Source organism: Paenibacillus taichungensis (assembly GCF_013359905.1).
Taxonomy (GTDB): Bacteria; Bacillota; Bacilli; order Paenibacillales; family Paenibacillaceae; genus Paenibacillus; species Paenibacillus taichungensis.
Genome location: NZ_JABMCC010000002.1, coordinates 1 through 200, shown reverse-complemented (window position 1 = coordinate 200; position 200 = coordinate 1). Strand labels below are relative to the sequence as shown.

At 47.0% G+C, this 200-nt stretch carries 1 rRNA gene; it reads right to left on the bottom strand.

The features are described 5' to 3' along the window. Positions 1 to 143 (bottom strand): 16S ribosomal RNA (locus HP548_RS00010); the annotation flags it as partial. Positions 144 to 200 lie beyond the last annotated feature (57 nt).

Genomic DNA, 200 nt, shown 5'->3' with positions numbered 1-200 from the left:
CTTGAGGGCAGGTTGCCTACGTGTTACTCACCCGTCCGCCGCTAACCATCAGAGAAGCAAGCTTCTCTTCAAGTCCGCTCGACTTGCATGTATTAGGCATGCCGCCAGCGTTCGTCCTGAGCCAGGATCAAACTCTCCAATAAAGTATTGAAAAGAGCGATAAGCTCATTTTGAAACTGACGAGATTAAAAATCTCATTT